We start from the raw sequence: 24,768 nt of genomic DNA, 5'->3' as shown, positions 1-24,768 counted from the left end.
CCAGGATCAAACTCTTCATTGATTTTCTAAATAGTCTGTCCTGTTTTTCGTAAATAGACTTCCAAGAAATTTTCTTGGGCCGTCACTAAGCACATCTCCGATTCCTTCAATCTTCCCGAAAGTCTCGCGGGCTTTCGTCTCTCGTTCAGGTCGTTTTGGGTGACCCGTTCGAGGGTGAGACCAATTATAGAATTTTCAGGAATAAAAACAAGGGGTCAGCGTAAAAAAAATCAACTTTTTTTCACTTTTTTCGATAAAAACGGGTTGTCTTCCGGTTCTACATCATGATATTCACATTCTATTCACCACTTTTTTAAGGGCACCCCAAAAGAAAAAGGGCAATTTGCCCTTTTCAAGTCCAATTTTTGGAGAAAAAATTTTCTGAGAGTCCTAAAAATGCCCCTTTTAAGGAGCAACTACCCTATTATGGATATATTCCAAAGGGTTTGTACAAGTATCCAAGTCTACTTCAGTCGATTTCACCTGCCAACGGAACCACGTCAACTGTCGTTTTGCGTAATTTCGCGTTTTTCGCTTAACTTCTTCGAGGACAGATAGCACTTGATTGCCGTCTTTTGCACACAAAAGTTCTTTATAGCCGAGACTCTGCCATGCAGGAGCGTCTAACGGCACGGTTTTAGCAAGTTCATGAATTTCATCAAGCCAACCATCTGTCATCATCTGGTCCACGCGAGCATCGATCCGCGCATAAAGGTTTTCGCGACTACGGTTCAACCAGAACACAGGCAGTTCACCAATACCACCTTCACGTTCCTTTTGCCAATCCGAGAGCTTACGCCTCGTCAGCTGAAACACTTCCAAGACGCGTATAATGCGCTGGACATTGTTCAGTTCAACTTTTTCCATCGCTTCGGGGTCTGCCTGTTTTGCCTTTTCGTATAAAGTTTTACTTCCAAACTTAGCAGCATCGTCTTCAAAAGACTTGCGCACGGATTCTTCGATTTTGGGAATCTGTGGAAGTCCAAGCATTAAGGACTGGAGATAAAGGCCAGTTCCCCCAACCAAGATGTAATTTTGACCTGGGTTATCGGCTAAAAGCTTTTTCACATTTGCACAAAAATCGCCCGCAGAAAATGCCTGACGAGGATCCAGGAAATCAACTAGATGGTGTTTTACCCTAGCCATATCTTTTAACGACGGCTGGGCAGTTCCAATGGCAAAGCCCTTGTAGATTTGACGTGAATCCACGCCGATAATTTCGGCATTAAAGCGTTCCGCCAGTTCCAGTGAAAGGCGAGACTTGCCAACACCGGTAGCTCCAACAAGTGCAAATAGAATAGGCATGGACTCAATGTAGTTATATTTATATATGAAATGATCAAACTAAAACACATTGTCGCACTTTTTTTAGCGTCGGGGATTTTTGCTGGTTTAGCATTTTTATTGAACAACCAGGATAAGGCGCAGCACGTTCTTGAAAAGCTCGAGGAGACCACAGGCATACGAGAACCGGAGGCCGCCCCAACCGAGCAGGACACCATTCCGTTCAGTCAAAAATTACAAGATGAAATGAAGATTATTTCGTCTTCGTACTCCAAGCGTTCCAAGCGAACCATCTGGACTCTCGCACGCGGAAAGACTATTGTCGTTTACCTTTTGCAGGCTCAAAAATTCATTCAAAAGCATGGCGGCAAAATTCTCCTGATGGAAGAAATAAACGAAAACCCCAACGCCTACCAATCCGCAAAAGTCGATATTCTTACGCCCAAAGGCGATTCGTTAAACCTGATATTCCAGGTTTCAGACAATATTTTCATGAAGAACGCATCGCTGATGTCGATTGCATTCCAGACAACAAACTTAACTCCAGAGATTATTGAAGAGCTCAACAAACTCGATTTTCCATTTGACTTGCTGATTCCACCCTTCGGTCTCAATGACGAAGTCTATAAAAGCCTAGACAAAATCAAGAACAAAGAAATCGTTCTATGGTTAACGATGGAATCAACAAAGTTGAACAAAGTCCATAACAAATTGCGTCCGCTCCGCATCCACCACACCGCAGAGCAAATCGAAGAAACAATCGATGCGGCAAAACAGGTCCTCCCCAATGCGGCAGGCATCGCAACTCGCTACGGCGAACAGGCGGTCAAGCATAAGCAACTTTTACAGGCCATTTTAAAACCGACAGAAAAAAGGAACATGTGGTTTATGGATTTATCCATGGAAGAACGAACCGTCGTTCCGCAGACCTGTAAAGACCTTGACATCACCTGCAAGATTGCATTTCCGTACAATCCGGATAACAGTTCCATTGAGGACTACGTCCATCAAAAACTTAGAGAAGCCCCCAAAAGCGGAACTTCTATAATGATCTTGCCTCTGACAGAAAAAAATTTGTCTAAAATTGAGGATATCGCCAAGAAGGCAGCCAAGCAAGGCACTACCCTCGTAGAACTTTCAACGTTATTAAATTCCAAATAGGAGAGCCTATGTCTATCAAACTCGGTGTAAACGTAGATCACATTGCAACAATCCGTGAAGCCCGTAAAGGCAAGGAACCTGATCCGGTCGCAGCAGCCATGATTGCCGAACTCGCCGGTTGCAATGGAATTACCGCCCACCTCCGTGAAGACAAGCGCCACATCCAGGACCGTGACATCAGGCTCCTCCGCGGAACAGTCACAACAAAGTTAAACCTTGAAATGGCTCCGACACAGGCAATGGTGCAGTTCGCCATCAACCGCCAGCCGGATATGGTAACGCTCGTTCCAGAAGTCCACACGGAACTTTCTACTGAAGACGGCTTGAACGTTTCTGCAAAGATTGACGAACTTGCAAAGTACATCATGACGCTCAGAAACAACGACATCCAGGTGAGCGTGTTCATCGACGCCGAAACAGAACAGGTCAAAGCAGCCAAGAAGGTCGGCGCAAACTATGTGGAATTCAACACCGGCAAATACGCAACCGCATTTGAACTCGGCAGCCGCGAAGAAGTCGATCGTGAAATTTCTGCACTGCAGGACATGACGGTGCTCGCCCACAAGTATGGCTTGAACGTGCTTGCAGGACGCGGCCTCAACTACAGAAACGTAGAAGCCGTTGCACAGATTGACGGCATTGACGAAATCATCATCGGTCACAGCATCATAAGCCGCGCCACACTCGTCGGCATGGAACGCGCTGTAAAAGAAATGATTGAAGCAATCAGGGGTTAATAATCCCTATATTCCACGTTTTCGAGGACAAGCCCCTGCGGGGGCGCCCACGTGCGTTCGCCTTTGAACTTTTTCTCGAAAATCTGGTTGACCGTACCTTCGGGATAGCGGCCTCGACCAATATCAAAAAGCGTCCCGACCATCGCACGCACCTGACGGTGCAAGAAGCGGTTCCCTTTGATATGGAACATGCAGCTCCAGTCGTTCAAGCGTTCCAAGCGGAACTCGCTCAACGTGCAAAGTGTCGATTTTCCATCATTACGCGGGATGCAAAAATCAATAAAATCGTGTTCGCCAAGGAAAGACTGAGCCTCGCGGCCCATCGCCTCGATATCCAAATTCAGCGAACCGCACTCCCAGCCAAAGTCACGCATCAACGCCACCGGGCGCGTAAATATCGTGTACTGGTAATAACGTAAAACGGCATCGTAACGCGCATTGAAATCAGGAGCACAAGGCTCCAAATCGCGGATGCGAATCAAGCGCTTAGTAAGACCATTCACAGAACGTACAACCTTCTGCGGATCCAATTCGCCATCAAAATCAAAGTGGACACACTGGCCGCGGGCATGGACTCCCGTATCCGTTCGGCCCGACCCCACCACGCGGATGGGCGCACGTAACGCCGTAGACAACGCCTCTTCGAGCGTTGACTGCACGGTTACAAAGCGGAGCTTGCCACCACAATTTTGTTCTTGCCAGCCGTAAAAGGCGCTGCCTAGATATTCACAACGAAAGCGGTAACGCATTAGTTACCTGCTTCTACAGCTTCCTTGATAACAGCCTCGACCTTAGCCTGAGGAATCTTCAACTTCGAAGCAATAGCCGAAGCCGGGAAACCTCTGCGAGACATCTGCAAAATCTTGCTGTTCACCGAAGATTCGCGATCAAAGCGGTTCATTTCAAGCGGATGGGCAACAGCTGTTGCAACAACTTCGGGCTTTGGCGCAGCTGCCGGAGCAGCGGGCTTAACCTTGGTGCGGTCATGATGTAGCACATCAGAAAGCGACTGCATTGCAGACGTGATGCGTTCTCTCGCCGTCGGGCGGAGAACCGTTCTACCGTTAAACGGAGACGTTAAAATTCGATTTTCAGGAACGCCATGTTCATCTTCGAAAGCAGCCTTCGTGGCGTTCACGTTCGAAGCATTCAAACTTGATGCATTTGCGCTGGAGGCATTCAAATTCGTTGCACTCTGGTCAACTGGATTTGCACCTGCGGCAGCCTTCGTCTGAAGAGCCATCGTTTCACGGCGCTTTGCGGCAAATTCTTCGGCTTCATCGATAATTGACTTTTTAGGAGCATGAACACGCGGAGTAAGGACCGTTTCTGTATCATCCACAGAAGGCATCTCCCCAGTTTCTCTCGATTTCGCAAGAGCTTCCATCATGCGCGTTTCAACAATCTTTTTACGGTGGATAAGCACGAGCACAAGAACCACGGAGCAAAGGAGCACGGCAAGCGTTCCGCCGATAATCCAAAGCCAAACGCCACCAGAGAAGCCTCCCACATTTTCTTCCGGAGCATCAGCCTCATCAGCCGTATTGGTGCGCATCGCCGAAAGGTCTTCCCATGCGTTAGAAAGTTCGTCGCGGATTTTCACCTGAGTATCGACATTGCCCTGGGCGTTCCAAAGAGCCACTTCCAAGGAATCAATTTTTGCGCGCGTCTGCATGTACCGGCTAACGTCAAAAGAGGAGGACGAACCAGAAAAATCAACCTTGAGGTATACAATTAAGGCGCAAGCCAAGACAAAAAGAACAACTGGAGCAGCGTATTTCTTCATGCCCGAAAATTTAGCAATAAAACCCTTTTCGTTATCAAAGTTTGACACTGAACAAAACCTCTTTTTTACATACCTAATAATAATTGTAGCAAATTTACAACACCCCATTGAGAAGTTCACAACACTTTTCAACACGAATATGACAAAAAACACATTATAGAGCCAAACTTTAAATACCTTTATGTTCAAGAACTCTTTGTTCTCCTCCTAACCCCAAAAGAAACACTTTAGCCCCAACAGCTAAAGTGTTTTTTCGTTTTTTAAGACATTCAGCCACATTCACGGCACACTAGCAATTGTCCATAGCTCCAAAAAGGTTTCATTGGCATATTATGCATAACAATAAGCGAGATAAGAGGTTACATAATTTAAGGATAACGATAAATCGTCAATAAAATGGAGGCGTCGGCCAAGGTATTGTCTTCGCAGTAGCGTGCAAAACGAGAGTCGCGGGCGACTGCTTGCAGGCGCACATGACCAAGTGAAGCCGCTGACGCCGTAGGCGTCAACTCTGAGCTGGGGCCCCGCCCGCATGAAGTACTTTTAGCATCAAAAAAGACTTTTGGAGGTCATTCCCGTACAATCATTCCAATTTATACGGTCAATAATTGCACTTTTTCGCTTGCAATTGCGCCAAACACAACTTTTTCCGAAAAGTTTTTATAGTTTCAAGCTATGCAACCGCAAGCACTTAGATTGTCCCGCATTACAATTTCGAATCTCCGCTCTATCCAGCGCGAGACTTTTCCGCTTAGTGATTTTACCGCCCTGATTGGCTACAACAACGCCGGAAAAACGAATATCTTGATGGGAATCCGCTGGTTGCTTGCCAATTTCTCGCTGGACATCTCGTATTTTGATGACCCGAACCACCCCGTAGAAGCGGAAGGGCTTTTTGAGGGCATAACCGAGCAGGTTTTGAACCGTCTTGGAGAAGAAAAAGCAGCCGAAGTAGAGCCGTTCCTCTCGGGAACAACGCTCCGCGTCAAGAAAGTGCAGCGAATCCCGGGTGAACTCCCCGGCAATATTGAATTTTGGGCATTCTGCCCGCCAAACGGCAAGCGCAAAGGCAAAGACTGGGTACGCGTCAATGACAAGTTTACCGCAGCCTTTAATCGCATGTTCCCGGAATCCATCGCTATTTGGGATTTTGAGGGGAACCAAGCCTACACCAAGCTCATGCACGAGATTTTCAAGCCACTGGAACGCAGGTTTGGTGGCGAATTGAGCCAGGTCATCGAGCAGTTTACGGAACTGCTCTCCCCCGGAAGCGACTGCCAGGCCGAAGAAATCAAGGCTTTCGATAAAGAAGTCAACTCGGCACTCCGTCCGCTATTTCCGAGCGTTCGCGTGGAGCTCGACATTCCCGTGCCGACTCTCGAAACATTCCTCAAGAGCGCAACGATTAAAGTCGTCGACGAAGATGACGGTTTTGAACGCGATATTTCGCGCATGGGTGCAGGTTCGCAGCGCGCCATCCAGATGGCACTTATCCGCTACCTCGCCGAAATCAAGAAGCACCACAATAACCATTACCTGAGCCGCAAGCTTTTATTGATTGATTCGCCGGAACTCTTTTTGCACCCGCAAGCAGTGGAACTCGTGCGCGTGGCGCTGAAGAACCTTTCGAACGAAGGCTATCAAGTCGTTTTTGCAACGCATTCCGCGCAGATGGTCACGAGCGAAGACGTGAGCACGTCTCTCTTGATTCGCAAGAACAGGGAACGCGGCACATTCATGCGCAAGCGAATGGAAGATGCCGTTCGCCAGGTCGTGAAAGATGCTCCGAGCCAGTTGCAAATGCTGTTTAGTTTGTCTAATAGCAATGAACTTTTGTTCGCCGATTACGTGCTACTCACCGAAGGTAAAACGGAATGGCGTGTGCTGCCCGCCCTTTTCGAGCGCATCACCGGGCAATCTTTTGCTCTGATCAAGTGCGCACTCGTGCGTCAAGGCGGCGTGAGCAATACACGCAAGAGTATGCAGGTTTTAAGCGCAATGGACATTCCCGTGCGTGCGATTGTCGATTTGGACTACGCATTTACCACGGCAACCCGCGACGGATTTTTGAGCGCCAATGACCCAGACATTACGGAATGCCGCAACTTGTTCCGCGAGCTCGCTTGCCACAACCATTTGCGATTGGTAAACGGCCTCCCCGTCAACAAGCACAGCAATATCAGCGCATCCACGGCATACGCAATGATGGCATCCATGCCCGAAGCCGAACGCCCCATCCGCAATATCCACAATAAACTTTGCGAGCAAGGCATTTGGGTCTGGACTCGTGGCGCAATTGAAGAACACCTTGGGCTAAATGGCAAAAACGAGATGGTATGGCGCAATTTTATTGAACGCAGCAAGTCCAAGAACTTTGTGCAGACGCTCCCCGACTACGATGGCATTGAGGCATTGTGCCAATGGATTATCAACGGGAGCCGCGGGCAATTCTAAAAAATTCACAGCGAAGCAAAAAAAGGGAGTGCGCATTTCTGCGACACTCCTTTTTTGAAAAGGCGATCCCGGCACAAGGCCGGGATGACATTCTAGATGTTGTCGATAATTGCGTTGAACGCTTCGACAGGACGCATCCACTTCTTGAGAAGTTCTGCCTTCGGAACATAGTAACCACCGATATCGGCAGGCTTACCCTGTTCGGCAGCGAGAGCGGCGACAATCTCGGATTCCTTTGCGGAGAGAGCGGCAGCGATCGGAGCGAACTTTCCGGCGAGTTCCGCATCGTCCTTCTGGGCGGCGAGAGCCTGAGCCCAGTAGAGAGCGAGGTAGAAGTGGGAACCACGGTTGTCGAGTTCACCGATCTTACGAGCCGGCGTGCGGTTGAATTCGAGAATCTTGCCGTTGGCAGCATCGAGCGTATCAGCCAAGACCTTAGCCTTCTTGTTGCCGTCCTTGAGCGCGACCTGTTCGAATGCAGGCACGAGTGCGAAGTATTCACCGAGAGAATCCCAGCGGAGGTAGTTTTCGGCGAGGAACTGTTGCACCTGCTTCGGAGCAGATCCACCTGCACCCGTTTCATAAAGGCCACCACCAGCCATAAGCGGCACGATGGAGAGCATCTTTGCAGAAGTTCCGACTTCGAGAATCGGGAAGAGATCCGTGAGGTAGTCACGCATCACATTACCCGTCACACCGATAGTATCGAGGCCAGCCTTGGCACGCTTCATCGTTTCGACGATAGCCTTGCGCGGGCTCATAATCTTGATGTCGAGCCCCTTGAGGTCATGTTCCGGCAAGTAGGCTTCCACCTTCTTCTGAATTTCGCGGTCGTGAGCGCGTTCCGGATCAAGCCAGAAAATCGCCGGCGTGTTGCTGAGGCGAGCGCGCGTCACAGCGAGCTTCACCCAGTCACGCACCGGAGCGTCCTTGGCCTGGCACATACGGAAGATATCGCCAGCAGCGACTTCCTGCTGCAAGAGGACTTCGCCCTTGCTGTTCACAGCGCGAATGACGCCCTTGCCCTTTGCGACAAACGTCTTGTCGTGGCTGCCGTATTCTTCGGCACCCTGAGCCATGAGGCCCACGTTCGGCACAGTACCCATCGTCTTCGGGTCGAATGCGCCGTTCTGCTTGCAGAATTCAATCGTTTCGTCGTAGATACCAGCGTAGCAGCGGTCCGGAATGCATGCCACAACTTCTTGCAGCTTGCCTTCCTTGTTCCACATGCAGCCAGAATTGCGGATCATGGCCGGCATAGAAGCGTCAATAATCACGTCGCTCGGCACATGCAGATTCGTAACGCCCTTGGCAGAATCGACCATCGCGAGATCCGGGCCTGCGGCGAGGGCGGCGTTAATAGCAGCCTTGACTTCGGCTTCCTTGGCATTGCCTTCGAGGCGCTTAAACAAGTCACCGAGACCGTTGTTGGCATCGATTCCGAGTTCCTTGAAGAGGTCAGCGTACTTCGTGAACACATCCTTGAAGAACACGCGGACAAACGCACCGAACAGCACCGGGTCAGAAACCTTCATCATCGTGGCCTTGAGGTGCACGGAGAAGAGGAGGCCCTTGGCCTTGGCTTCGGCCATCGCATTGGCGATGAACTTTTCGAGAGAAGCCATGCGCATGACGGTCGCATCGATGATTTCGCCCTTGAGGAGCGGCTTTGCGGCACGGAGTTCCGTCACGGCACCAGCTTCATCGACAAATTCAATCTTGAACGTGTCGGCTTCGGCCATCGTAATGGACTTTTCGTTGCCGTAGAAGTCATCGGCCTGCATGCTCGCGACATAAGTCTTCACGGATTCGTTCCACACGCCGTTGCTATGCGGATTGTTGCGGGCATAGTTCTTGACAGCGTTAGGAGCGCGGCGGTCGGAGTTGCCCTGACGAAGCACCGGGTTCACGGCGGAGCCCTTCACCTTGTCGTAGCGGGCGCGGATAGATTTTTCTTCGTCGTTGAGAGGAGCATCCGGATAATCCGGGAGAGCGTAGCCGTTCTTCTGGAGTTCGGCAATCGCGGCCTTGAGCTGCGGCACCGAGGCAGAAATGTTCGGGAGCTTGATGATGTTTGCATCCGGTTCAAGCGTGAGCTTGCCGAGGAATGCGAGGTCATCCGTCACCGGCTTACCAGCAAACGTCGTACCTGCCGGGAGCGTGTCCGCGAAAGCGGCAAGAATGCGGCCCGGCAAGGAGATGTTCTTAGTTTCAACATCGATATCTGCGGTCTTTGCGAAAGCAGATACGATAGGAAGCAAAGACTGAGTCGCCAAGAACGGCGACTCGTCCGTAAGGGTGTAATAGATTTTAGTATTCATACAGTGCAAAAAATAGAAAATCCCAGCACTGTAGCTGGGATAAAAAGAATTCAATTAGACAAATCCATACTGATTAATCCACTCGCCATACGGTTCAATCCGTTCAAGACTTTCTTGATCGTCGCATTTCCAAAGTGGGCTTACATAAGTCTCCCTCACAATTTTCTTTCCGCTCACATCCCATTCAGGCGAGCCTTTTATCAAATACACGGAATAATAAACATCATTATTCTCCGTGCACGATTCCCCACTTTTCACAATATCCAAAATACGAATTTCATCGGCACCAATACTTTTCAAAATATGACCTTTAGCACCAATATCCTTTAAAACAATTATATAATAAGTTTCGTTCCTCCGTTTAAGAACTTCGAACACTTGCGGACTTTGGGCCGCCTCTGGGAAAAAAACTTCGACCAGAGAATCAGGCAAATGATACACGCCCTCTTCACGATATGCACTTACCACATCTGTTCCATTCGGGAAAGAATTGTATGCAACACCATCCCCAAAAACAAGTTCTGGATAATGATACGTGTGTAAGGTTCCATCAACCGTATCCTTAAATACATTAAATTGTTCCCTATAAGCATCAAATGTACGTTTCAAGCCTATACGCCAAGCAACTGATAAACTATCGAGCACAGGATCATAATTATTTTCAGGTTCAGGACAAGTGCTATAAAAAGACGATTCCATGTCTACGTATCCACCACCAGAACACGCTTGAATCACGTCATCTGCATTTTCAACAGATGCATATTTTACGGAATCATCTTGGCACATATTCTTATATTCTTCCGTAAATGAATCCATAACGGCATCTTCAGTCAATCCATCTAGAGCAAACATCGAGCAAGCCATAGTCAGCCTTAAACTTCGGCATCCATCTCCAAAATCTTTGAAGATTCCATTAGACTCGCTACAAGATTGTTTAAACCGATTCAAATATTCGGAACAGGACACGCCGTAGCCCCAATATCCATTTTGAAAGCTCTCAGTTCCGACCGATTTTACAATAACAGGAACACCATCCACTTCGACAAGTTTTGAGGATATAACACTTGAAGTTTTTTTCTGCGGACCACTGAAACTAGCACTAGCGTTAAACGACTGTTTCAGCACTACACCTAAATCCGCTGGATATGTCGAAACATTGCATTTTCGACGGCCATTTTGGCTTGGATAAGCAAAATTCTCTTCTGGCTTTGAATCAAACGGATATGTCAACCTAAGGATTTCCAAATAATTTGAATCAGGTTCCCAAATTCCGTCGTCATCAACCTCATCGCTATTAGACAGAACATACTTTGCAGAATCAACAAGAGTCTTGAAAGACTTTGTCAGAATCACCTTCTGTTCATCCGTCAAATTTGCCATTGGCGAAGTACTCGGTTCAGTCGTCGCCCCAGAGACCCCCGATTCAGCACCCGCATCGTTGGAACAAGCAGCCCAAAAGGCAGTCAAGCCTACTAGTATTACTTTATTCAGGTTTTTCATATTAGGCCTCCACCCCACTAGCGAGCGGGAATAGCTGTAAATTCAATCGATAAACTTTATCGTATTCTTTTTCTTTAGCTGCCATGGCAACCACCTGCAGCCTAAGCGTTTCAAGCTTTTGCACAAGCCACTGGTACGTCGCTTCGGACATTCCAAGCGTCACGCCTGCGATGTGGCGCTTTTCGGGCGGCACTTCGTCAATTGCCTCAGTTGCAAACTTTGACATTTGGCGGTTCATGGAACGCAGTGCCAACGGGATGGCCTCGGAAGATCCCGTCACGACTTTCTCGGTCTGCACGTAGGTATCTTCGCCGATTTTCTTGAGGAATTCGGCTTGGCACATAAAGTCAAGTGAATGGCGAACTTCGGCGGCACTCACAACCGGGTAGCAATGGTGTGCAAGTTCCAGCGGTTTTGCGCCCGGCATAATCGGGGCAAGTTCGCGCAACACCGGGTTCACCCACGATTCGAAATACTTGAACGCCTCGGCATCAACGACTCGCAAACGGTTTTCCTTTGCGATTTTTTGCATTTCGTTAAACGCCTGGATTTTGCTTGCATCGTTTTTGGCATCACCAAAACGCTCCATCGCGAGAAAATAATCGCGGTCAGCACCAGCAAGCCCCATGGCTTCGGCCACTTTTTCAACACCATTCTTGCTCAAGCGGCTTTTGCCTTCGCACACGAGCTGAATGTAGTTTGGTGAGGTAAACCCCGCCAGTTTGGAGAATTCGCGCCACGAGAAAAAAGAACTGCGTTTGCGTTCTTCGTAGAAGTCGCGCATGTATTCTCGGTAGTCTTGATATTCGGTTATCGGTTTCATACCTATAAATTAGATTTTGCGGCACGTTCCCGCAATAGATTTTACTATACAAAATCAAGATTTTTAAAGAAATTTCGATATTTTTTAATTTTTTTAAAAATTTTTAGAAAAATATTATACAGAGTGTATTATAAATTCGAGATGGCGATGCAGTCCCCATACGCGGATCATGACCACGTAAGAGCTAAAGCTCTAAGTGGTCAAAGAGAACGGAGTCCGGCATGACAAAAAGCAGAGACCGGGGTGACAACGCGACCAGCCCCATTGTCCAAAGACAACACTTAAAAGAAATTCTTAACAAAAATCGGCCTATTATAATGTAAATTATAGAAGCGGTGTGGGTTTAAAAACTCTTCTATAGGTCTTTTATGAAGAATTTTGGGTTTGGTAACTACAAGTTTTTTGTAGCGGCAATGTCTGTCGCGTCTTTTTCGTTTGCGGCAACCTATGCTCCCCCGTCAACAGCAGTTTCGAAAATCAACAGCTATCGAGGCTATTCGGAGCTGACTTCAGCTGCATCAGGCATGGATATCGACCAGTACACCTACAACATGACCACTTGGCAAATCGCAAACGGCGGTTTTTACAAAGCCATGGCCGACAAGTATAAAAGCGCGTATGGCGGCGGTCAAAAATCCGAATGGCGTGCACAGGGCGGGGCCGACCTCGGCACGATTGACAATAACGCCACCATTCAAGAAATACGTTTGCTCGCCGTGCGTTACAAAGAAACGACGAACAACAATTACAAATCCGCATTTAAGACAAGTTTCAATAAAGCCGTCAATTTTCTTTTGACCATGCAGCGCTCCAAAGGCGGACTCCCACAAGTTTGGCCCAAACGCGGCAACTATTCCGACCAAATCACGCTAAATGACAACGCCATGATCCGTGCAATGGTCACGATGATGGATATCGCCAACAAGACGAGTCCATTTGATTCGGATATCATCGACGACGCCACCCGCAGCAAAATGAAATCGGCTCTCGACAAAGCGGTCGATTACTTGCTCAAGGCCCAAATCGTGAACGACGGAAAACTCACGGTTTGGTGCGCCCAGCACGACACCAACAGCCTCGCCCCAGTTGGCGCACGTGCTTACGAACTCGCCAGCAAGTCCGGCAATGAATCCATGGGCGTGGTGTGGTTTTTGATGAACTGGCCGGACCAGAACGAAGCCGTTCAAAAAGCGGTCAAGGGGGCGATTGCATGGTACAGAAAGAATAAACTAAAAGACAAGGCGTTTAGCAAGACCGCTGGTGTCGTTGACAAGGCGGGCTCATCGCTGTGGTTCCGCTTTTACGAAGTCAACAACGACAACTACTTTTTCTGCGACCGCGATGGTGCTAGCACCAAGACGCAGGACTTCATGAAAATCAGCGAAGAACGTCGCAAGGGCTACCAGTGGGCAGGCGATTACGGCTCTGCAATTCTAGGCACCGAAAATGCATACCTCGAAGCACTCGCCAAGATGGACGACAACTATGTTCCACCTCCGCCAGCACCAGCTATGTGCGGAAACGACACATGCAAAACGTACATTGACGGTGTAGACTTTATCGACATTCAAGGCGTCAAGGAAACAACCAACACGGGATTCGTTGGCGAAGGTTACGCAAACGTTGACAACTCCACAGGAAGCTACGTGACTTACGGCGTCACCGCATTGAAATCCGGCAAATACACCTTGTTCATCAGCTTTGCAAACGGCGGCGGTTCTGCGCGCGGTTACAGCGTTTCTGCAGGCGACAAGACTTTGCTCGCCGACGGCAGCATGGAATCCACAGCAGCGTGGACGACATGGAAAGTGCAATCCATCGAAATTGAATTGCCACAAGGCTATAGCGAACTCAAGTTCACAAGCCTTTCAAAAGATGGCATGGCAAACATCGATTACATTGGCTGGATGAGCGATGATTTGAAAGCAGGCAAAGTCGAGATTCCGCCTACCTCCATTGAGGCAATGCGCACGGTACACAATGCGCAGCAAGGCAATCGCTATTTTGTGGACTTTGGTCGCAACAATAATAGCGCAGGCGCTTACTTTACGAGAAGTAATGGAAAAACGTACAGAGTGAACGGAAGGAATGCAAAATAGGCGACCCCGGAACAAGTCCGGGGTGACAGCCGGGGTGACAAACAAAAAAACGTCATTGCGAGCCGAAGGCGAAGCAATCCATGCATTAGAATTGAGGTAATATGTTGAATAGTTGGGTTTACAGGTTTGCAGTTTGTATGCCGCTTGCAATGGCGGTGAACGCTTCCGCAATCGCGAAGCACGGTTTTGACTTTGTCCTGGGCGTCGATGGTGATTTCAAGGCGGCTATCGCCAAGGCATCTTCTTCGGGCGCCACCGAATCCAAGCGATTCATTCTCTTTGTACCAAATGGTGAATACAACATCACCAAGGTCACCGGTGACGAACACGGCAAATCGACATTCAGCGGCTCGAACATATCCATTATCGGGGAGTCTGTCGACAAGACGATTATCTGGAACACGACCGACACCGAAGGCATCAGCACAACGGCAACGCTGTACTTCCCCAGCAACAAGAACATGTACATGCAGGACATCACCCTGCAAAACAGAGGCACCTATAACTCTGGCAGCGCTGCACGCCAGGTTGCTCTGCAGCAAAATGCAGGCGACAAGTTCATCTACAAGAACGTGCGTCTTTTGAGCGGTCAAGACACATACTACACCAAGAAAGGCCGCACGTATTGGGAAGGTGGCGAAATTGACGGAACTGTAGACTTTATCTGTGGTGGCGGCGATGTATTTTTCGAAGGCACCAAGCTCGTGATGACGCGCAACGGCGGCTACATTACGGCATCGCAAAACCCAGACACCTGGGGTTACGTTTTCAACAACGCGATCATCGAAGTCAGCAATTCAGGATTCAACAAGACATTCTATCTCGGACGCTCCTGGGGCCGTGCAAAAGTCGTCTTCTTAAATACCATCATGCGTGCAGAGCCCAAAGCCGAAGGCTGGGGTCCCGACATGAATTCTGCCCCCGTAATTTTCGGCGAATACAACAGCAAGAACGGGAGCGGCGGCGCAATCAACACAAGTCAACGTAAAACGTATTTTAACGGAGGCAAAGACGCATCGACAGCAACAACACTCAAGACCGTGTGGAATGCAAACGATGCCGCGAAATATACATTGAAAAACGTCTTAGGCGGTAGCGATAACTGGGAACCGAACAAACTCACAGCGCAAGTCTCCGCTCCTAAGATTTCTCAGGAAGGCGCCAACATCATTTGGAACGATGACGACAACGCTATATGCTGGGCGGTCTTTGTGAACGGCAAATACCACAGCAATACCACGACAAATTCCATTGATATCGGAGGTATTGCCGCAGGTTCCAAAGTCACCGTCCGCGCCGCAAATTCCATGGGCGGTCTCGGCGCAAGCTCCAACGAAATCACCGTTCTCGAAGCAAATGTCACCTACTACAACTTAACAATCAACTCTTCTATTGGCGGCTCCGTTATCGCCTCCCCGAATCGCGAAAAAATCGCCGAAGGCACAGCAGTCTCGTTCATCGCAGAACCCGCTAGCGGCTGGAAATTCGCAGGTTGGACAGGCAAAAGCGCAAGCGACGCCGGCAGCGAAAGCACTTGGAAAACAACGATGACCAAGGACATCGAACTCGGTGCCATCTTCGAAGCCAAGGGAACAACAACGTTCCAGGCCGAAGACGGCATCATCGATAACGCCATCAACGAAAGTACAAACGCAGGCTTTGCAGGCACCGGCTACATTAACTTCGGCACCGGGAAATCAACCGTCCAAGTCCCCGTTTATGTAGAATACCCCGGCGAATACACGATGGAAATGACATACGCAAATGGCAGCGGCAAAACACGCAACCTCGCCTTCGCTCCCCCCGGCACATGCTCCGCAGGCGTTGACGGATGCAAAGGCGCCGAAGTCATTTCGTTCGAAGCCACCGACAAGTGGACCACATACCAGACAAAAGAAGCGACCATTACGCTCCCCAAAGGCGCAAGCTACATCACATTTTCCATCGTTGACGGCAATGACGGCCCGAACCTCGACCAAATCAAGCTCACAGAAAAGAACGTCGACAAAGGCACAACAAGCATCGCCCAAATTAATCGCACAAACGCAACTGTTAGCGAAAGCCGCATCTACGATACGAACGGAAAACTTGTGCGCTATACGAAAGGGAACGCTAATTTGACCGTCCTTGCCCCAGGAATCTACGTCGTAAAGACCTCTGCGCAAGGTTACAGCAAACAAAAAATGGTCCAAGTCCGCTAGATTTTGTTAATTTTAGTCCATGCTTGGAATCGAACAGAAAAAAGGAAATGACGAAAAACTGTGCGGCAGAATGATTGCCTATGCGCGCATTTTGCCCTCCCCCGACGCCGAACCCAACGAAACGCCGTTTGACGACATGATCAAAAACGGACTTTTGACGTTGGAAGGCGATTTTCGTCAGTTCGAACACAAGCCTAGCAGAAGAGAAGTCAACCGCGCCGTCGATGCAAAGTTCAACAACTTTCTCAAAACGATGGAAGAAAACGGCGTGGAACTCCCCGAGAATTTGGACGTTGACGCCATGCGCGAACGCCTCCATGAGCTTTCGAACATGGAAGTGATCCCCATACCCGCCCGCATCGGGAACTTCAACAACGAAGAAGATATTCTCAAGGAAGACGCCGACATCTACTACATCGGTGAATTTATCGGTGCAAACCAGGCGCATTACTGCCTCACGACGCTCCCGATTTATTACCAGGCAAAGTATCGCGAACAAGCTAAGCGAAACGAAATGGACATGCTCAACGAAATGCTCCTGCAGTTTGAAGAGGGCGATTTCGTGAACACCGAAGACATCCAGAAGGATACGGAAGAACTCTTCCCAAAGGGTCTCACGCTCAACACGTTCATGGGAGACCTTTCGAAGCTCCTCAACGTACGCGTCATCCCGTTCTTGCTCGCCTGCGAATCCGACAGCGAATACAACACACAAATTCAGCTTTTCTACGCCTTCATGAAGGGCTATCCCGACCAGAAGGACATCGAGAGAATCGACAAAGCTCTGCGCGAACTCCGCAAGCAAAGCGATTCCATCGAGGCCCGCAATCTGCTCGAACTCAGCTGCAAGCGAATCAACGCCATTTACAACGAAGATTCACAGCAAGCAAGCGAACTCGGCAAGCAGATTGAAGCTATCGAAGGGGTGTAAGGGGGATTTCCGCTCAAGGCGGGAATGACACGCAAGGGTATCAAGCGAGAGGTCACTTGTGAACTCGCATTTGATACCCGCAGCAGTCAAGCCCCGTTAGGGGAATGACAATGGAGCCGAGCGATGCAGAAACATGCTTGCATGTTTCTATATCCGAGGCGAACAAGTCAAGCCCCGTTAGGGGAATGACAGTATCAGCTCGTTTTATTCTTTCACGAGGAAGCCCGCGGTGGACTTTTCTCGGACAAATGTTTTCTTCGCGACGCTCTGCACGTCGGCAACATTTACCTTGTCCAAATTATCGGCCCAGTTGAGGAAGATGCGGTAGTCACCGTAGACTTCGTACCATCCGAGCATCGTCGCGACGTTTTCCATGTCGGTCAAGCTGCGGACGAGTCCTGCGTAAGCGCGGTTCTTGACTTTCTGGAATTCGCGTTCACTGACTTGTTCCTTCTTCAGCTTTTCAAGTTCTTCCCAGACGATTTTTTCGACCTTTTCGCGGTTTGCGTCAGGGCGGAGGTTCACACGGACGGAGAACTCGGAAATGTACTTGTTCGGGCTATTGCTTGCGCTCACGCCGACAGCGAGTTTTTCTTCTTCGACTAGGCGCTTGTAAAGGCGGCCAGAACGTCCATTCAAAACGCCTTCAGCAATATCAAGTGCGTAGAGAGTGCTATCGCCCACTGCGGGGGTCTTAAACACAAGCGTATAAAGATTCGGAGCGTCCTTACGCTTGACGGTCAAACGCTTTTCGCCGGCCTGTTCGGGGTCACGCACGGTAAGCGGAGGGAAAGCTTCGCCAGCCGGAATTGGCGCAAAATACTTCTTGACGATTTTCATTGTTTCAAGCGTATCCAAATCACCAGCCATCACAAGGATTGCATTGCGCGGCTTGTAATACTTGCGGTAATGTTCTTCGGCTTGTTCGCGAGTCAAATTTTCGATATCGCTTGGCCAGCCAATGGTCGGCACTCGGTACGGGAACGCTTCGTAAATCATGGAATTGAGCGTTTCGTAGAATCGGCCTGTCGGGCGGTCGTCATAGCGCATGCGGCGTTCTTCACGCACCACAGAGCGTTCAGAATAGAACTCGCGGAGCACCGCATTTTGCATACGGTCGGATTCAAGCCACATAAAGAGTTCCGTTTTATTCTTGGGAAGCGTTACGGTATAAGCGGTAACCAAATCGCTCGTAAAGGCGTTAAGACCTGTTCCGCCAGCAGCCTGGTAGGCGCCCCACAATTCATCCTTGACAAAGATTTTGCGGTGTTCGTTCAGCACAGAATCGTGTTCTGCGGAAAGCTTTTTCACGAGAGCGGTATCGTCAGCAAGTCTTGCCGAGCGGATCAAAGCCTGCAAAGAATCCTGGGTTGCCATGAACTTGACATCAGCAATGCTATCGGAGATGCCGACCTTCTTTGTGCCCTTGAAAAGTTCGTGTTCCAAGATGTGAGCAAGCCCCGATTTGCCGGGAACTTCGTGGACAGAGCCAGTCACGTAAAACAAACGGAAGCTCACTGTCGGAGCTTGCTTGTTCGGGTACAGAAGAACGGTCAGCCCGTTATCAAGGACTTCCTTGTGCACTGGCAAATTTACTGCAGCCTCGGACGTTCCAGCCAACAGCGCAGGCACCAGAGCGCAGCTCATAGCAATTTTAGCGAAAAGTTTTCTCATGTTGAACAATTTAGATATTTTCTATAAAAAGGAGATCCCCGCTCGAGGCGGGGATGACATTTTGCCATAGCGGAGATGACATATTGCAAAAAAGGGGCATTCGCCCCAGTTTCTAGTTCATTCGAACCTTATACGATTTTATCAACCGCCCGTCAGACTCGAGCGTTGCAACGATAAACGTCTTTCCTCGCAAGGCCTCCATGTGGATTTCACAGGATTCTCCGTTAAACGATTGCGACTTCAAGAGCGTACCGTTGGCATCAAAGAGATTGACAGTCTTAAGCCCAGCCATCTTTGCGTTAACAAGCAAAACATTTTCCGACACAGAGAATTTAACCATAGAAGCGACGCGCATCTTATGGGCAATCATCGTATTCTCAGAAGACGAACTGATTGCAGAAATTTCCATTCGGCTTGACGAGCTTGCCACTACAGAAGAACTAGAGCGATTCGCAGAGCTACTAGACTCCTTCACTGCAGAACGCACGCTAGACGATGATACTTCAACACTCGAAGAGCTTTCCTTACTTGAAGAGGATTCAGCCACACTCGACGACGAAACTTTAGCAGAGCTCGAGGAGCTTTCAGGCACCGGCGAGACTCGGTTTCCACGGGTCTTAAATTCCGCATGGTCATCTACAATTTTGATATCATAGATTTCAAGTCCAAGGCTATCGCCTGCCCATGTTTTAAATCCGTTAAAGCTATTGACTCGGCTCGTCGGGAAAGCATCTGCCGCTACCGTGTAGGCATCGGCTCTGCCATCGGCTTCAATCAGATCAACGTGCATCGGGTCAGACACATTGATTTCATTATACATCCAAGAATACCGGTCATAATTTATATGCCAAACGAGCATACCCTTATTCGGCAGACCTTTATCAAAACCAGTATTCTGACGGAATTCAACAAAGTAATATTCATTGTCATTGTCGGATGTCAGCACAAGTCCATCATTTTCCTGAACAGCCTTCAAGACAACAGTCGTGTCCGATACTTCTAGCCGACGCGGCTCAAGCCAGCCCAAGCTAAACTTTTCAAACGCAGACATATTTGCAGGAGAACAAGACGTTGTATAGTATCTGTTCTGCGGGCAGTTGTACGAACCGGCATCCATCAAATCCCACGGCCCTGGAGTGTAGCGAGTTCGAGTCTTTGAATTATTAACGTTCACATCATAATGATCCATAAGGCCAAGCACATGGCTAAACTCATGGCAAAAAGTTCCAATACCATTCAGCGCATCTGTACTTTTACGGTACATATAAGCCTGTCCGTCGATTTCCGGAGAACAAGCATAGCGATTCATGGACATATTACGCGTAAGTCGTTTTGAAACGTTATACGAGTGCGGCCAGATTGCCGACTGGACATCCGTATCGGCCGAGCCGACACCGGCATAAATCATATAGACAAAGTCAACAACACGGTCGCCATCGCTATCATAAGGGGTAAAATCAACATTCCTAGCGACAAGCGAATCCATCGCCTCGCTAACAGCCTTGACAGCACCCGTAGCCATATTCCTAGAATCAACTAGAGCACCATAAGAATCGCGAGTTCCCTTCAGCGTAATCGGTCCAGCAACATCAAAAGTCGGCCTATACTTGCCGTTTGAATTTCCAATGAAGAAATCCCTGACGCTTCCGCTCATGTTGTAGTTGGAATAGCCTTCCTGATTAAGAAAATTCAGGTATTCTTCCTGGGCATTACTGCGATTGAACTTGACATCGCTAAACTGCACCAGAATGACAAGCCCGCGAACATCACCTTCCTTTTGAACGGTATTCAAAGTAGGCTGCTTTGGCCAGTTGGTATTTTGCACAGGGTCTTCGGGCTGAGTCCAACCACCCCAACCCCAGCCGCCCCATTCATTAGCCATTTGCGGATCATCTGTAGAAGACTGAAGCATCATGGGACCCAAAGAAGAGTCCACCTGCTGTTCTTGGAGCTGTTTCAACCGCTTTTCGCGGAATTTTTCCAAAATTTGGCGAGAATCGCGTTTTTTGAGGAAGTTTTTCTCTTTTGCACCACGTTTGGACTTGGCATGAACCCTCATGCCCGTCTTTTTGCCATGTTCGTCGGCATAATTCCAATAACCAGCGGAATCACGGACAACGAGCACACTATCTTCGCCTGTCAGCGTATAGTTAAAATGCTCGTTTCCAACCTTTCTAATCTGCACAACAGAGCCATCGGGCTGCGTTGAATTGATTAAAAACGGTGCAGCTTTAACGGCCCACACGGATGCGGAGCCGACTAAAGACCCAATCAATATGCACTTCCACCAACTCATACTATAAACATATATTCAGAATTGGGGATGAGCAAAAAAACAATATGTTTTTTACATGTTTTCCGTTGACAGAACGCCAACAGGCCGCAATAACCGCGACAAAAAGTTACAGTACCCTACATTTTTGACAATGCAAGCAAGGCACCACCACAAAGAATGACAGAAACTGCAATGGCAAGCTTAATTCGCTCCGGTTTTGTCGGGTACTCGTGGAAAACCATCACACCCCAAAGCAAGTTCACCAGCAAGTTCAATTGCGTGAGCGGGTAACCAACGGCATAGCCCAAAGCGCCATTCGAATCGATTGCCCAGAAACAGCCATGCTGCCCGATGACCCACAAGACACCCATAAGCATGGACGTCACAGACGGAGCAAGGCCATATTCAAAAAGAGCACGGCGCTTTATACTCAAAATTGCAACCAAAAGTTCAGCGGATACAAAAATGCCCAAGGCAAACGAACCCATAAATTCAAGTATAGGGACATTGGCAAACTTATACGGAATGAGGAACAGCCCAAAGATGAGACCGCCCAAAAGCGAGCGCCAATTCCTAAAGATGTTCCCCTGCGGAGGGGCAAGCCTGCTCAAACCGAAAAGCAACAAAAGGATTGCCGGGATCGAAAAATAAAGCAGCGTGGATTCCGAGAAAATGAGCACGCCACTTACAAACGAAGCCAGGATACTCACGCCCATCGAGCGCACACCGGCACCCGTCAAGTCCTGTTCAGCCTTGACCGCCCAGAAGCAGAATGCGCCTGCGCAAACCCAAAGGAATCCACAAAGGAGACCCACCGGCAAAAGGCGGAACGAGTCCGTCGCAAACGAAATGCAAAGTTGGCCGATGAACATGCCCAAGGCCATGCAAGAGAGGTACGCCCACGACGAGAACTTGGACCAAGCCTTGAGAGGGACCATGTAAGTGCCGAACGCAAAGACGGCAAGGACGAGACCAACGTAACTATTTTCCAATGCAGAACCCCGCAAATATTTGTTGTAAAACGTCTTCGGACGAGATTTCGCCCGTTATGCTCTGGAGTGAACGGCGCACCAGTTGCATTTCGAAAGCCAAAAGTTCCACCGCCGGATTTGTGCGGATAAGGTTAAGTGCGCGGTCGATGCCAGCAAGAGCTTCTTCGAGGCAGGTCTTTTCGCGCTCGCTCGTAATCCAGAGGTCTTCGGAATTTTCAGTTTTCTTAAAAAGAGCGGCGTTCATGGCGCGCTTGAGATCCGCGAGCCCCTCACCCGTCTTGGAGGAAATGCGAAGGCGAGATTCACTGGATCCTTCGCTTTGCTCAGGATGACGAGAGGCGCCGCCCTGCCGAGATGCGCCCAAGTCGCTCTTCGAAACGACGACAAAATCCGGTTTTATATTCTCAGAATAACAAGATGCGCCGCGCTCATCTGATCCATCGAGGACCAGAATCTTCATGTCGGCTTCGGCGAGGATTTCACGGCTTTTTTCCATGCTGAGGGCATCGAGCGCGTCGGTCGCCTTTTCGGCAATGCCAGCGGTATCGACAAGGCGGATCTCACCCCCGTCCAGGAACAAGCGGACTTCGACAAAGTCACGGGTCGTGCCGGGGATGTTACTCACGAGGATTCGGTCTTCACCGAGGAGCGCATTCACGAGGCTCGACTTGCCCGCATTCGGAGCGCCGTACAAAACAGCAAGCGGCAAACGGCTGACCGCCGCCTTGCCCTTAAAACTTTTCAAAATGGATTCTACGCTTTCGCGAATCGCAGAGATTTTCACGCCCCAAGTTGCATAATCCGGATCAGCTTCTTCTTCGGAGAAATCGACATCCAATTCGAGGCGGGCCGAGATATCCATGACCTGTTCCGTGAGCGTCTTGACTTTTTTCGAGAGCGCACCGCCGAGCAAGCGATGGGCGTTCTTAAGTTCATCACGGTTAGCACTGTGGATCACATCGGCAACGGATTCCGCCTGCACCAAGTCCATGCGACCGTTCAAGAATGCACGACGCGTGTATTCGCCCGGTTCTGCCAAGCGCACGCCATCGACGCTCTTGATGACCTGAATCAGTTCACGGACGATAATCGGGTTTCCGTGCGGGTAAAGTTCCAGCACGTCTTCGCCGGTATAGGAATTCGGACCTTCAAAAAAAATGTAGAGGAGGCTATCGATAACGAGTGCTGTCGCGCGGTCATCGCCGACCATTGTACGATAGTCGCGAGCCGTCGCAAGCTTTGCTTCGCGAGGCTTCAAATTCTTGATTGCCGATTCACCGAACAGAAGGCGCACCACTTCGCGCACCTTCGAGCCACTCACGCGGATGGCGGCAACGGCACTCACGCCCGCAGGCGTCATCGGAGCAACAATCGTCTGAGAATCCATAATAGCAAAGATAGTAATTGCTAAATTAAAAACATGAGCAACTTCAAACTTATTTCCCGTCCTTTGGGCACTGTGCAGTGCTTTGTTTTGCAGCGTGACGACGGCGCTGAATTTGAAATTTTGAGCGGTTACGGCGCAGGCCTCAACGCCTGGCGCATCCCCGACAATAACGGCAAGCTTCAAGACCTCCTTTTCGGCTACCGCGAAGGCGACGACATTTTCAAAATGGGCCCCGACACAAACGCAGGTTGCAGACTCGCCCCCTTCCCAGGACGCGTAGCCTACGCCAAATTCAACTGGAACGGCAACGACTACCAGCTCGTCAACAATGTGAGCTGGGCACCGCACGCTCTCCACGGCTTTTTGCAGAACAAGGAATGGAACCTCCTGAGTTTCGAAAGCGATAGCGAAAAATGCGTCGCAACATTCGGTATCGACTGGCCAGGTGCATTTACAGGATTCCCGTTCCCCTTCCGTGCCGTGAACAAGATCACGTTCACCGGAGAAAGCTACACCGTCGAATCGACCGTCACGAATATCGGCAAGGGCGACCTCCCCTATTCCGAAGGCTGGCACCCCTATTACACGCTCGGAGAAAAGATCAACGGTCTCCAAATGACGCTCCCGGAATCGAACCTCGCGATTCTCGACAAGGCAGACATCCCGACGGGCGAATTCAAGCCGGATACCCGTTTCGTGGGCGGTAGGCTCATCAATGACGAGTTCATCAACGATTGTTTCTGCTTAAACCAGGGCGAAGCCCCCTACGTTCTCAAAAACAAGAAAAATTTTGAGAACATTTTAGCCTCCGTAGAACTCAAAAGCGATACCAAATCCCTCCAAATTTGGCAAAAGGCCGGCAAAGAACAATATAACGCCATCCAGATTTACACTCCGCCTGACCGTATGAGCATCGCTATCGAGCCGATGACCGCGGAACCCGATACTTTAAACCATCACCGCGATTTAATCGTCATCAAGCCAAGCGAAAGCCGCACGTTCGTTTTCGGAGCAAAGTTCCAAAAACGCTAAAAACGGGCTAAAAAGGCATCCAAAAATGCCCGTAAACATATTTTTTCCTTTCAAGCAAAAATGCTATTGCATTTTTGCTTTTTTCAATATATTTTGAGAACACGTATCTTA

General features: G+C 49.3%; 17 protein-coding genes. 7 read left to right on the top strand and 10 right to left on the bottom strand.

Annotation, left to right across the window (positions count from 1 at the left end; all coding sequences use genetic code 11):
• Nucleotides 1-405 precede the first annotated feature (405 nt).
• Complete coding sequence (gene miaA / locus B7991_RS11300) at nt 406-1,305, bottom strand: tRNA (adenosine(37)-N6)-dimethylallyltransferase MiaA (protein ID WP_088630909.1); 900 nt, start codon at nt 1,303-1,305, stop codon at nt 406-408.
• Between the two features lie 99 nt (nt 1,306-1,404).
• Between miaA and B7991_RS11295 the strand changes: the two genes are divergently transcribed.
• Nucleotides 1,405-2,445: a divergent polysaccharide deacetylase family protein gene (locus B7991_RS11295; protein ID WP_254917950.1), complete on the top strand. Its 1,041-nt coding sequence runs from the start codon at nt 1,405-1,407 to the stop codon at nt 2,443-2,445.
• Between the two features lie 8 nt (nt 2,446-2,453).
• Nucleotides 2,454-3,182 carry a pyridoxine 5'-phosphate synthase gene (locus B7991_RS11290; RefSeq protein WP_088630907.1) on the top strand — a complete coding sequence of 243 codons (729 nt, stop codon included), beginning with the start codon at nt 2,454-2,456 and terminating at the stop codon, nt 3,180-3,182.
• On the opposite strand, the gene truA is transcribed toward B7991_RS11290, so the two are convergent.
• Both truA and B7991_RS11280 read right to left on the bottom strand, forming a co-directional pair.
• Nucleotides 3,179-3,931 (bottom strand): tRNA pseudouridine(38-40) synthase TruA, encoded by a 753-nt coding sequence (gene truA, locus B7991_RS11285; protein WP_088630906.1) that lies wholly within the window; start codon nt 3,929-3,931, stop codon nt 3,179-3,181. The genes B7991_RS11290 and truA overlap by 4 nt on opposite strands.
• Nucleotides 3,931-4,968, bottom strand: coding sequence for a hypothetical protein (locus tag B7991_RS11280; protein WP_235003058.1), 1,038 nt, complete (start codon nt 4,966-4,968; stop codon nt 3,931-3,933). The genes truA and B7991_RS11280 overlap by 1 nt, the downstream gene beginning before the upstream one ends.
• A 675-nt stretch (nt 4,969-5,643) precedes the next feature.
• On the opposite strand from B7991_RS11280, the gene B7991_RS11275 reads away from it, so the two are divergent.
• Nucleotides 5,644-7,422: an ATP-dependent endonuclease gene (locus tag B7991_RS11275; protein WP_088630904.1), complete on the top strand. Its 1,779-nt coding sequence runs from the start codon at nt 5,644-5,646 to the stop codon at nt 7,420-7,422.
• Nucleotides 7,423-7,514: 92 nt separating this feature from the next.
• On the opposite strand, the gene B7991_RS11270 is transcribed toward B7991_RS11275, so the two are convergent.
• Genes B7991_RS11270 through B7991_RS11260 form a run of 3 tightly spaced genes read right to left on the bottom strand, consistent with a single transcriptional unit; the run spans nt 7,515 to nt 12,066 of the window.
• A complete protein-coding gene (locus B7991_RS11270) occupies nt 7,515-9,743 on the bottom strand; it encodes an NADP-dependent isocitrate dehydrogenase (protein WP_088630920.1) in 2,229 nt (742 codons plus the stop codon).
• A 54-nt stretch (nt 9,744-9,797) separates the two neighbouring features.
• The gene (locus B7991_RS11265) at nt 9,798-11,243 is read right to left on the bottom strand and encodes a hypothetical protein (RefSeq protein WP_088630903.1); all 1,446 of its coding nucleotides are present in this window, start codon (nt 11,241-11,243) and stop codon (nt 9,798-9,800) included.
• Nucleotide 11,244: 1 nt separating this feature from the next.
• Nucleotides 11,245-12,066: a TIGR02147 family protein gene (locus tag B7991_RS11260; RefSeq protein WP_088630902.1), complete on the bottom strand. Its 822-nt coding sequence runs from the start codon at nt 12,064-12,066 to the stop codon at nt 11,245-11,247.
• Nucleotides 12,067-12,434: 368 nt separating this feature from the next.
• On the opposite strand from B7991_RS11260, the gene pelA reads away from it, so the two are divergent.
• The 3 genes from pelA (at nt 12,435) to B7991_RS11245 (ending at nt 17,297) form a co-directional block, all read left to right on the top strand.
• Nucleotides 12,435-14,165, top strand: a complete 1,731-nt coding sequence (gene pelA, locus B7991_RS11255; protein ID WP_088630901.1) for a pectate lyase — start codon at nt 12,435-12,437, stop codon at nt 14,163-14,165.
• A gap of 101 nt (nt 14,166-14,266) precedes the next feature.
• The gene (locus tag B7991_RS11250) at nt 14,267-16,366 is read left to right on the top strand and encodes a pectinesterase family protein (RefSeq protein WP_088630900.1); all 2,100 of its coding nucleotides are present in this window, start codon (nt 14,267-14,269) and stop codon (nt 16,364-16,366) included.
• A 19-nt stretch (nt 16,367-16,385) separates the two neighbouring features.
• Nucleotides 16,386-17,297 carry a hypothetical protein gene (locus B7991_RS11245; RefSeq protein WP_088630899.1) on the top strand — a complete coding sequence of 304 codons (912 nt, stop codon included), beginning with the start codon at nt 16,386-16,388 and terminating at the stop codon, nt 17,295-17,297.
• Between the two features lie 204 nt (nt 17,298-17,501).
• Here the strand turns inward: B7991_RS11245 and B7991_RS11240 are convergent, their stop codons facing one another.
• From B7991_RS11240 to mnmE, 4 genes are all read right to left on the bottom strand, one after another.
• Nucleotides 17,502-18,971, bottom strand: coding sequence for a pitrilysin family protein (locus tag B7991_RS11240; RefSeq protein WP_088630919.1), 1,470 nt, complete (start codon nt 18,969-18,971; stop codon nt 17,502-17,504).
• A gap of 112 nt (nt 18,972-19,083) precedes the next feature.
• A complete protein-coding gene (locus B7991_RS11235) occupies nt 19,084-21,246 on the bottom strand; it encodes a M6 family metalloprotease domain-containing protein (protein WP_254917949.1) in 2,163 nt (720 codons plus the stop codon).
• A gap of 137 nt (nt 21,247-21,383) precedes the next feature.
• Nucleotides 21,384-22,238: a GRP family sugar transporter gene (locus tag B7991_RS11230; RefSeq protein ID WP_235003057.1), complete on the bottom strand. Its 855-nt coding sequence runs from the start codon at nt 22,236-22,238 to the stop codon at nt 21,384-21,386.
• Complete coding sequence (mnmE, locus tag B7991_RS11225; RefSeq protein ID WP_088630897.1) at nt 22,228-23,625, bottom strand: tRNA uridine-5-carboxymethylaminomethyl(34) synthesis GTPase MnmE; 1,398 nt, start codon at nt 23,623-23,625, stop codon at nt 22,228-22,230. Before mnmE ends, B7991_RS11230 begins: the two co-directional genes overlap by 11 nt.
• Nucleotides 23,626-23,658: 33 nt before the next feature.
• Here mnmE and B7991_RS11220 point away from each other — a divergent pair, with 33 nt between their 5' ends.
• Nucleotides 23,659-24,657, top strand: coding sequence for an aldose 1-epimerase (locus tag B7991_RS11220; protein WP_088630896.1), 999 nt, complete (start codon nt 23,659-23,661; stop codon nt 24,655-24,657).
• Nucleotides 24,658-24,768: the final 111 nt, after the last annotated feature.

It is taken from the genome of Fibrobacter sp. UWB3 (assembly GCF_002210405.1).
Taxonomy (GTDB): domain Bacteria; phylum Fibrobacterota; class Fibrobacteria; order Fibrobacterales; family Fibrobacteraceae; genus Fibrobacter.
Note: the sequence above shows the minus strand (reverse complement) of the source record. Positions and strands in the feature narration are given on the sequence as shown.

Excerpts from the sequence above, each read along its gene's own strand:
- B7991_RS11275 (WP_088630904.1), top strand. The coding sequence starts at position 5,644 with ATGCAACCGCAAGCACTTAGATTGTCCCGCATTACAATTTCGAATCTC.
- B7991_RS11240 (WP_088630919.1), bottom strand. The coding sequence starts at position 18,971 with ATGAGAAAACTTTTCGCTAAAATTGCTATGAGCTGCGCTCTGGTGCCT.
- B7991_RS11220 (WP_088630896.1), top strand. The coding sequence starts at position 23,659 with ATGAGCAACTTCAAACTTATTTCCCGTCCTTTGGGCACTGTGCAGTGC.
- miaA (WP_088630909.1), bottom strand. The coding sequence starts at position 1,305 with ATGCCTATTCTATTTGCACTTGTTGGAGCTACCGGTGTTGGCAAGTCT.
- pelA (WP_088630901.1), top strand. The coding sequence starts at position 12,435 with ATGAAGAATTTTGGGTTTGGTAACTACAAGTTTTTTGTAGCGGCAATG.
- B7991_RS11265 (WP_088630903.1), bottom strand. The coding sequence starts at position 11,243 with ATGAAAAACCTGAATAAAGTAATACTAGTAGGCTTGACTGCCTTTTGG.
- B7991_RS11270 (WP_088630920.1), bottom strand. The coding sequence starts at position 9,743 with ATGAATACTAAAATCTATTACACCCTTACGGACGAGTCGCCGTTCTTG.
- B7991_RS11280 (WP_235003058.1), bottom strand. The coding sequence starts at position 4,968 with ATGAAGAAATACGCTGCTCCAGTTGTTCTTTTTGTCTTGGCTTGCGCC.
- mnmE (WP_088630897.1), bottom strand. The coding sequence starts at position 23,625 with ATGGATTCTCAGACGATTGTTGCTCCGATGACGCCTGCGGGCGTGAGT.
- B7991_RS11260 (WP_088630902.1), bottom strand. The coding sequence starts at position 12,066 with ATGAAACCGATAACCGAATATCAAGACTACCGAGAATACATGCGCGAC.
- B7991_RS11250 (WP_088630900.1), top strand. The coding sequence starts at position 14,267 with ATGTTGAATAGTTGGGTTTACAGGTTTGCAGTTTGTATGCCGCTTGCA.
- truA (WP_088630906.1), bottom strand. The coding sequence starts at position 3,931 with ATGCGTTACCGCTTTCGTTGTGAATATCTAGGCAGCGCCTTTTACGGC.
- B7991_RS11245 (WP_088630899.1), top strand. The coding sequence starts at position 16,386 with ATGCTTGGAATCGAACAGAAAAAAGGAAATGACGAAAAACTGTGCGGC.
- B7991_RS11290 (WP_088630907.1), top strand. The coding sequence starts at position 2,454 with ATGTCTATCAAACTCGGTGTAAACGTAGATCACATTGCAACAATCCGT.